Origin of the sequence: Pseudomonas sp., from assembly GCF_037994325.1 — a bacterium.
Classification (GTDB): Bacteria; Pseudomonadota; Gammaproteobacteria; order Pseudomonadales; family Pseudomonadaceae; genus Aquipseudomonas.
In genome coordinates, this window is sequence record NZ_JBBNAH010000018.1 from 1 (window position 1) to 8,770 (window position 8,770).

The window sequence follows — 8,770 nt, forward strand, 5'->3', positions numbered from 1 at the left end:
GCTTAACGACAGGGTGTGACTGCTGGATTGCGCTAGCGCGACATATTCGGTCAAGCATCGCAGGGCTCTAGGTGGGCGTTGCGGGGGATGGGGGGTGTAGGGTGTGCTGTGCGCACCAGCTTTGATGTTTTGCTTCGAGGTTGGTGGTGTTCTCAATTACCGCGTGTGCTGAACGCTTGGTTTCGCGCCTTACGCGCGAGTTTCTTTTTTCAGTCGCCAAAAAAGAAACCAAAAAGGCTTGCCCCAACCTTGGGTCTCCGCTGCGCTACGACTTCCCTCGCTCCGTCGTCGCTCCGGGGGTCGGCGTGCAGGGCCATCCCTGGCCCCACGCCTTGCGCGGCTCCTGCCGCTTAACCCCCTGCGCAACGACTGCACTCGGCCTGCGCTAATGGGGCGGGTGGATCAACAGCCAGATCAAGATCAAAAGCGGATCGGCTATCTCCTGTAGAAACGAGCACTCGGATGCCGCCCCGCGTCTACAACAAACAAACCCTAGCCCTGCGAAATATCTCGTCGAAACGTGGCTCGCTACCCATTCCCCTGGCCACGATAGCCGCCGCTTGTGGTTATGCATTAAAGTGTCACGCCATTCGCAACCCCGGCTTTCTTCGCTCGGTTGCGCCATGCCGTTGCACCTCGTCAATCCGCCAGGAACACCCTCACGATGGAACACCGCGAAGCGCTAGTCGCCCTGCGTCAATTTCTCTCCACGCAGATTCTGGGCCAGGAAAAACTTATTGAGCGGCTGCTGATCGCCCTCCTCGCCGATGGCCATATGTTGGTTGAGGGCGCGCCGGGTCTGGCTAAGACCAAGGCCATTAAGGAGTTGGCTGAGGGCGTTGAGGCTGAGTTCCATCGTATTCAGTTCACCCCCGATTTGCTGCCCGCCGATATCACTGGTACGGAAATCTATCGCCCGGAAACCGGCAGCTTTGTGTTTCAGCAGGGGCCGATCTTTCACAACTTGGTGCTGGCGGACGAGATCAACCGCGCCCCGGCCAAGGTGCAGTCGGCGTTGCTTGAGGCCATGGCCGAGCGCCAGGTCAGTGTGGGGCGCAGTACCTATGATTTGTCGCCGCTGTTCTTGGTAATGGCCACGCAAAACCCGATTGAGCAGGAAGGCACGTACCCGCTGCCCGAGGCTCAGCTCGATCGCTTTTTGATGTACGTAAAGATCGGTTTCCCTGACGCTTCGGTAGAACGCAAAATTCTTCAGCAGGCCCGTGGCGAAGCGTTGAATGGTGAAACCAAGCCGGAACACAAGCTCAGCCAGCAGGCGATTTTTGCCGCACGCAAAGAAGTGCTCGGCTTATATATGGCCGATGCGGTGGAGGAATACCTGGTGCAGTTGGTGATGGCCACACGCACCCCGGGCAAGTTTGATCCGGAGTTGGCCGAGTGGATTTCCTATGGCGCCAGCCCGCGCGGTTCCATTTCCCTGGACCGCTGCGCCCGCGCCCATGCCTGGTTGGCCGGCCGCGACTTTGTGTCGCCAGAAGATATTCAGGCGGTGCTGTTCGACGTGCTGCGTCACCGCATCATCCTGTCGTTTGAGGCAGAAGCCGCCGGCATCGACCAGGATCGGGTGCTGCAACGCATCCTTGATGTGGTTGCCGTGGCCTGATCGCCATGCAACCGATTGCCGCCAGCGAACCAGGCATTCGCGTCAGCCTTGCCGAGTTGATCGAGATGCGCCACCGCATTCGCGAGGTGCAGCTGTTTTCCACGCCGGCGCGGCGCAGCCCTCTGGTCGGCCTGCACCATTCCAAGCTGCGCGGGCGCGGCGTCGATTTCGATCAGGTGCGGGTGTACCAACCAGGCGACGACGTGCGCACCATCGATTGGCGCGTGACCGCGCGCACCCAAGAGCCGCACACCAAGCTGTTCCATGAAGAGCGTGAACGGCCGATTTTTATCTTGGTGGAACAGAGCCAACGCCTGTTTTTCGGCTCCGGCCTGGCATTCAAATCGGTACTGGCCGCGCAAGTAGCGGCGCTGATTGGCTGGGCCGCGCTGAGCCATAACGACCGCGTCGGCGGCCTGGTGTTTGGCGACAACGAGCACCACGAAATCAAACCGCGGCGCAGCAAGATGAGTCTGTTGCAGTTGCTTAACCGTCTGGTGCGCGCCAACCAAAACCTGAATAGCGATATTCCCGCTGGCCGCGACACCTTTGGCCTGGCCTTGCGCCGTGCCCGCGAAGTGCTGCGCCCTGGCAGCTTGGCGGTGGTGTTGTGTGATGAGCGTGCGCTCAACGACAGCGCGGAGCAGCAACTGACCCTGCTGGCGCGCCACACCGATTTGTTGTTGTTGCCCGTCTCCGACCCACTCGACCACGCCCTGCCCGCCGCCGGCCTGCTGCAATTTACCGAGCGCGGCGCGCAGCTTGAGCTGGACACCCACAACAGCGACCTGCGCCAGACCTACCACGCCCTCGGCGAAGCCCGCCAGGCGCGCTGGCAGTTATTGGCGCAGAAACTCGGCGTACCGTTATTTCCGCTAAGCACGATGAACGACCCGATTGAACAGCTGCGCGATCATTTGCAGGCGCAGCGGCCGAGGAAGAAGCAATGAATCCCCTCGACCAACTGCAACCCTTGATTGCCCCGCCGCCCATTTCCTGGTGGCCGCCTGCGCCTGGCTGGTGGTTGCTGGCGGCGCTGTTGCCGCTGCTGCTTTGGGGCCTGTGGCGCCTGCGTAAGCGCCTGCCGCAACGCAATAAAAAAACCCGCACCGATGTGCCGCTCGACCCACTGCGCCTGGCCGCCCTGCAAGAGTTGGGCAAGCTGAAAAAGCCCTATGACGGTGTGTCTGCTGGCCCTTGGTTACAGCAGTTGAACGCCCTGCTGAAACGCCTGTGCCGCAGCCATTACCCCAATAGCCAAAGCCACACCATGAGTGGCCGCGCCTGGCTGGCCTACCTGGACAATCGTTGCCCGGCTGCTGGCCTGACGCGCTGGATGATTCTGGTGGAAGGCGCCTACCGCCCCGAATGCAAACTCGACGACAAGGCCATTGAAGGCCTGAACCAAGCCGTCGACACCTGGATTCGCAAACATGTTTGAGTTCACCTGGCCCTGGCTTTTTGTCTTGCTGCCGTTGCCGTGGTTGCTGCGTTTGGTGCTGCCTGCTGCCGATAGCGGCGAGGCGGCGCTGAAGGTGAGTTTTCTCTCCGAGCTGGAAGGTTTGGCTGGGCGCCGCGCCCGCGCCAACTTGCCGGCTTGGCGCCAACAGGCACCGTTTGCCCTGCTCTGGCTGTTGCTGCTTGGCGCGGCGGCGCGGCCGGCCTGGGTCGGCGAGCCGTTGCCGGTATCGGCCAGCGGCCGCGATTTGCTGCTGGCGGTGGATGTGTCCGGCTCGATGGATTACCGCGATATGCAGTGGAATGGCAACGACGTCAGCCGCCTGACCTTGGTGAAAAACCTGCTAGGCGACTTTGTTGAAGGACGCAAAGGCGACCGCGTGGGCCTGATCCTGTTTGGCAGCCAAGCCTATCTGCAAGCACCGTTGACCTTTGACCGCCACACCGTGCGCATCTGGCTGGATGAAGCCTTGATTGGTATCGCCGGCAAAAACACCACGATTGGCGATGCCCTTGGCCTGGCGGTAAAACGCCTGCGCCAGCGTCCGGCCAATAGCCGCGTGCTGGTATTGGTCACCGACGGCGCCAGCAACGGGGGGCAGATCGACCCCATTACCGCCGCACGTCTGGCCGCCGAAGAAAAGGTCAAGGTCTACACCATCGGCATTGGCGCCGACCCTGAGCGCGGTGCCTTTGGCATGCTTGGCCTTAACCCCGGCCTCGACCTCGACGAAGCAACCCTGCAAAAAATCGCCGATATGACCGGTGGCCAATACTTCCGCGCCCGCGACAGCGATGAACTGACCCTGATCGAAGCCAGCCTGGACAAGCTCGAACCGGTAGCCCAGCAACCGACCATCGCCCGCCCTGCCCTTGAGTTGTACGTTTGGCCGCTGGCCGGCGCGCTGCTGCTGAGCTTGCTGCTGGTGGTGAATTCGCTTTGGCCCCACCTGCTGCAAAGCCGCCTGCAACAAGCCCTGCCGCACCGACCGAAATGGCGCCCGCGCATGAGGAAGCGCCAATGATTGCGCTCTGGCCCCATTGGCTACGGCCGTTCTGGCTGGTGTTGCTGCCGCTGTTGCTGTGGTTGCTCTGGCAACTCTGGCACCGTCAGCGCCGCGCCGGGCGCTGGCAAATGTTGCTGCCGGCAGCCTTTCATAAAACCTTGCTCAGTGGCGGTAACCGCCGCGTCAGCCGTTTGCCGTGGATTGCCCTCGGTTTGTCTTGGCTGCTGTGCCTGCTGGCCCTGCTTGGGCCGAGTTGGCAGCACGTGGAACAAAGCACGCAAAAACGTGCCGATCCGCTGGTGATCATGCTCGATATGACCCCCTCGATGCTCGCTGGCGATGTGCAGCCCAACCGCCTGGAACACGCCAAACATAAAGTGCTCGACCTGCTGGAAGCGCGCCACGACGCGCAAACCGGCATCGTCCTGTATGCCGGCAGCGCCCATACCCTGGTGCCGCTTTCGGACGATCTGGGCACCACGCGCAATCTATTGGAATCACTAAAGCCGGCGATCATGCCCGAGGCTGGGCGCCGCGCCGACCTGGCCGTGAGCAAAGCCATGGCCCTGCTGGAGCAAGGCGCGCAAGGCAATGGCCGGTTATTGCTGATTACCTCGGCGCTGGATGACCAAGAACGCCAAGGCATTCGTCAGGCGCTGGGAAAAAACGGCAGCCGCCTGCAAATACTCGGCATTGGCTCGGCGCAAGGTGCGCCTATCGCGCAAGAAGGCGGCGGTTTTTTAAAAGACGCTCAGGGCAGCATTCTCTTGCCCCGCCTAGACAGCGCCGGCCTGCGCCGTTTTGCCAATGAACTGGGCGGCAACTACCTGCGCTCGCGCCTAGATGAAAGCGACCTGCGCGACCTCGGCCTGCTGGCAGACAGCGAAAGCCTGCGCGACAGCGAACCCACGCAACTGGAAACCTGGGCCGACCAAGGTTATTGGCTACTCTTGCCCCTGCTGCTACTGGCCGCGTGCGCCGGACGGCGTGGCTGGCTGTTTTGCCTGCCGCTGCTGCTGATGGGCGGCCCGCGCGATAGCTACGCGTTTGAGTTCACCGACCTCTGGCTGCGTGCCGACCAGCAAGGCGAACGCCTGCTGCAACAGCACAAAGCCGCCGAAGCGGCCGACACCTTTAGCGACCCGAAATGGCAAGGCCAAGCGCTGTACCAGGCCGGCGACTACGCTGGCGCAGCCGCCCGCTTTGCCACCGGCAATAGCGCCGCCGACCACTACAACCGCGGCAACGCCCTGGCCCGCAGCGGCGAACTGGAGGCAGCGCTAGATGCGTATGACCAAGCCCTGGAGCGGCAACCGGAGCTGCCGCAAGCGCTAAAAAATAAAGCCCTGGTCGAAGAGCTGCTGCGCCAACAGCAGCAAAAGGAAAAAGAGCAGCAACAAAAAGATCAACAGCAGAAAAAACAACAAAAGCAGCAAGGCAAAGACCAGCAAAAACAACAGCAAAACCAGGGCAGCGACGCCGAGAAAAACCAGCAGCAACCCTCGGCGCCAAACAAACCGGGTGAACAGGACAAACCGCAAGACCAGCAGCCCCCTGAGCAAAACAACGCGCAGCAAGGTGCTAAGCAAGACCCCAAGGCCGACAACAAAAGCGACCAAGAGGGCGGCCAACGCGATGGCAAAGGCGAAAAAGCCGAACGCCAAGACGCGGGCAAACCCCAGGCCGACGACGGCCAGCAGCAACATATCGGCGCCGAACAGCGCCAAGCCATGGAACAGTGGCTGCGGCAGATCCCCGACGACCCGGGCGAATTGCTGCGACGCAAATTTTGGTATGAACAGCAACAACGCCAAGAACAGAAACCTTAGGAATATGCCGTTGATGACCCGTCTGTTTTGCGCATTCCTGCTCTGCGTGCTGGCCCAGGTGGCCAGCGCGGCAAACTTCACCGCCTCGGTGGACCGCAGCCGCCTGAGCGAAGGCGAAACCCTGGAGCTGTCGCTGGAGTCCGACGACGCCACCTTGTTTGGCAAGCCCGACCTGGCACCGCTGGACGCCGCCTTCGACGTGCTCGGCACCCGGCAAATCAACCGCCTGACCACCATCGACGGCTCCGCCCGCGCAACCACACGCTGGATTATCACCCTGCAACCCAAAGACGTTGGCACCGTGGTGATTCCGTCCCTGAGCCTGGGCGAGAACAAAAGCGAGCCGATCACCCTGCAAGTGATCAAGACCGAAGAAAACAGCGACAGCGAGTCGGTGGCGCCGGTGTTTATCGACGCCAGCCTCGACCAGGAAAGCGTGTACGTGCAGGCCCAGGTGATTCTGACCTTGCGCATTTACCACTCCGTGTCGCTGTACGACGACAGCGCCCTGACCCCGCTGCAAATCGGCAATGCGCGTATCGAGTCGTTGGGCGACCCACGCACCTACGAGAAAGAAATCAACGGCGTGCGCCATGGCGTGATCGAGCTGCGCTACGCCATCTACCCGCAGCAAAGCGGCGAGATGGAAATTCCGTCGCTGGTATTCAGCGCCACCGTGGCCGACCGCAACCAGAACAACAGCAACAACGCCTACCAACCGTTTGGCCCCCGCCCTGGGCGCTTGATGCGGGTGAAATCGCCGGTCATACCGCTGCAGGTCAAAGCCAAGCCGGCCGAGTACCCAGCCGACGCGCCGTGGTTGCCGGCCCGTGCTGTGGTGCTGAGCGAAGCCTGGAGCCCGGAACCGGATAAAGCCCAGGTCGGTGACTCGCTGACCCGTAGCCTGACCTTAAAGGTCGATGGTCTTTCCAGCGCGCAACTGCCGCCCTTACCCGCCACCTCGGTCACCGGCCTGCGCCGTTACCCGGACCAGCCGCAACTGAGCAACAGCACCAACGAACGCGGCCTGATCGGCAGCCGTGAAGAACGTGAAGCCCTGGTACCCAACCGCAGCGGGCGTATTGAACTGCCGGCCGTGGAGCTGGTGTGGTGGAACACCAAAGACGACCACCTGGAACGTACCAGCGTGCCGGCGCGCACCCTGATGGTGGCGAATAACCCGGCCATGGATGTTGAAGCACCGGTCAGCACCGATGCAGCCGAACCGATGATTGAAGGTCCACCGTTGTGGCCGTGGCAGCTAGCCACGCTGGTTCTGGCGTTAACCACCCTGCTCGGCTTTGGCTTGTGGTGGTATGCGCGGCGGCAGCCAGCGGTTTCGCGCACGGCGCAGGCGGGGCCGAGCCCGCGTAGTTTGCTGGATGACTTGAAGCGCGCGTGTCTGGCCAATGACTCGCAGGCGACCCGGCAGGCGTTGGATGCGTGGGCGCGGCAGCAGCCGGAAACGCTGGCCGATATGGCGGCGCGGTTTGTGCCGTTGTCGGAGAGTTTGGATGGGTTGAATGGCGCGTTGTATAGCGAGAGTGGGCAGTATTGGCAGGGTGAGGAGTTGTGGAAGGCGATTCGGGCGTTGCCGGCTGCTGAGGCGCCGGCTGATGCGCAGGAGGCCAGTCCGTTGCCGCCGCTTTATCCGCGGTAACTGGGTACCGCTAGTGCGCTGGGTACTGCTGCCGATTGTTCGTCATCCCCGCGTAGGCGGGGATCCAGGTTTTTGGATATGGCTGGGTATTCATTGTGCCAGGCGGTGCTTTGTAGCGTGTGCTGTGCGCACCAGCTTTTTGCTTTGAGGTCGGTGGTTTTCTTCGTTAGCGCATTGGCTGAGCGTTTGGTTTCGCGCCTTACGCGCGACCCACTTTTCCAGTCACCGAAAAGTAGGCAAAAGGCTTGCCCCTACCTTGGCCCTACGCTGCGCTTCTGGTCCCCTCCCTCCATCGTTGCTCCGGGGGTCGGCGTGCAGGGCCATCCATGGCCCCACGCCTTTCGCGGCTCCTGCCGCTCCTCTCCCTGCGCAACGACTCCACTCGGCCTTGCAGTTAATGGGGCGGGTAGATCACAAGCCAGATCAAGATCACAAACAGATCAACGGCCCCTCGCCTAGCAGGCCGCCCCTAGCCCTCTCCCGCAAGCGGGAGAGGGAGCTGATCGGAGTGCGGCTTTGGCCGTACGTCACCCCTCGCCCGCTTGCGGGAGAGGGGCCGGGGGTGAGGGCTGAGGCTGACGCGTTGGCGTTGCCCTACCAGCTTTCGCTCAGGGTTTAAGGATCAACGTTCCCAGCGGCGGCAGGTTCAGCAGTAACGATTGCACTTGCCCGTGGCTCTCTTCCCCTTGCGTATGCACGGCACCATGACTCCCGGCGTTCGAGCCGGCGTAATGCTCAGCATCGCTGTTGAGCAGCACCTGCCACTCCCCTGCTTGGGGCACGCCGACGCGGTAGCCTTCGCGGGGTACGGGGGTGAAGTTGTGGACGACCAGCAGCGGCGCGCCGTCGTCGCCATGGCGCAGCCAGGCGTAGACGCTGTTGGTGGCGTCGTCGCCGATTAGCCATTGGAAGCCTTCGGCGCGGCCGTCGCGTTGGTGCAGGGCCGGGTGTTCGCGGTACAGGTGGTTGAGGGTTTTCACCAGGTTTTGCGCGCCTTGGTGTTCGCCGTAGCGCAGCAGGTACCAGTCCAGTTCGTGGTCGTGGCTCCATTCGCGCCATTGGCCGAATTCGCAGCCCATAAACAGCAGTTTCTTGCCGGGGTGGCTCCACATAAAGCTCAGGTACAGGCGCAGGTTGGCGAATTTTTGCCAGCGGTCGCCGGGCATTTTGTCGAGCAGCGAGCGTTTGCCGT

7 protein-coding genes are annotated in these 8,770 nt (G+C 62.2%); 6 read left to right on the forward strand and 1 reads right to left on the reverse strand.

Annotated elements, in window-relative coordinates; genetic code table 11:
* The first annotated feature begins 664 nt into the window (after positions 1 to 664).
* Genes AAAB16_RS00585 through AAAB16_RS00610 form a run of 6 tightly spaced genes read left to right on the forward strand, consistent with a single transcriptional unit; the run spans position 665 to position 7,578 of the window.
* Positions 665 to 1,624 carry a MoxR family ATPase gene (locus AAAB16_RS00585; protein WP_340661579.1) on the forward strand — a complete coding sequence of 320 codons (960 nt, stop codon included), beginning with the start codon at positions 665 to 667 and terminating at the stop codon, positions 1,622 to 1,624.
* A 5-nt stretch (positions 1,625 to 1,629) separates the two neighbouring features.
* Positions 1,630 to 2,574, forward strand: coding sequence for a DUF58 domain-containing protein (locus AAAB16_RS00590; RefSeq protein ID WP_340661580.1), 945 nt, complete (start codon positions 1,630 to 1,632; stop codon positions 2,572 to 2,574).
* Positions 2,571 to 3,065, forward strand: a complete 495-nt coding sequence (locus tag AAAB16_RS00595) for a DUF4381 domain-containing protein (RefSeq protein ID WP_340661581.1) — start codon at positions 2,571 to 2,573, stop codon at positions 3,063 to 3,065. Before AAAB16_RS00590 ends, AAAB16_RS00595 begins: the two co-directional genes overlap by 4 nt.
* Positions 3,058 to 4,107, forward strand: a complete 1,050-nt coding sequence (locus AAAB16_RS00600) for a VWA domain-containing protein (RefSeq protein ID WP_340661582.1) — start codon at positions 3,058 to 3,060, stop codon at positions 4,105 to 4,107. The genes AAAB16_RS00595 and AAAB16_RS00600 overlap by 8 nt, the downstream gene beginning before the upstream one ends.
* On the forward strand, positions 4,104 to 5,918 hold the full coding sequence (locus AAAB16_RS00605) for a VWA domain-containing protein (RefSeq protein ID WP_340661583.1): 1,815 nt from the start codon (positions 4,104 to 4,106) through the stop codon (positions 5,916 to 5,918). Before AAAB16_RS00600 ends, AAAB16_RS00605 begins: the two co-directional genes overlap by 4 nt.
* 13 nt (positions 5,919 to 5,931) lie before the next feature.
* A complete protein-coding gene (locus tag AAAB16_RS00610) occupies positions 5,932 to 7,578 on the forward strand; it encodes a BatD family protein (protein WP_340661584.1) in 1,647 nt (548 codons plus the stop codon).
* 608 nt (positions 7,579 to 8,186) lie between these two features.
* Here the strand turns inward: AAAB16_RS00610 and AAAB16_RS00615 are convergent.
* Positions 8,187 to 8,770, reverse strand: a 584-nt coding sequence (locus AAAB16_RS00615; RefSeq protein WP_340661585.1) for an alpha amylase C-terminal domain-containing protein, incomplete at its 5' end; no start/stop codon positions are given.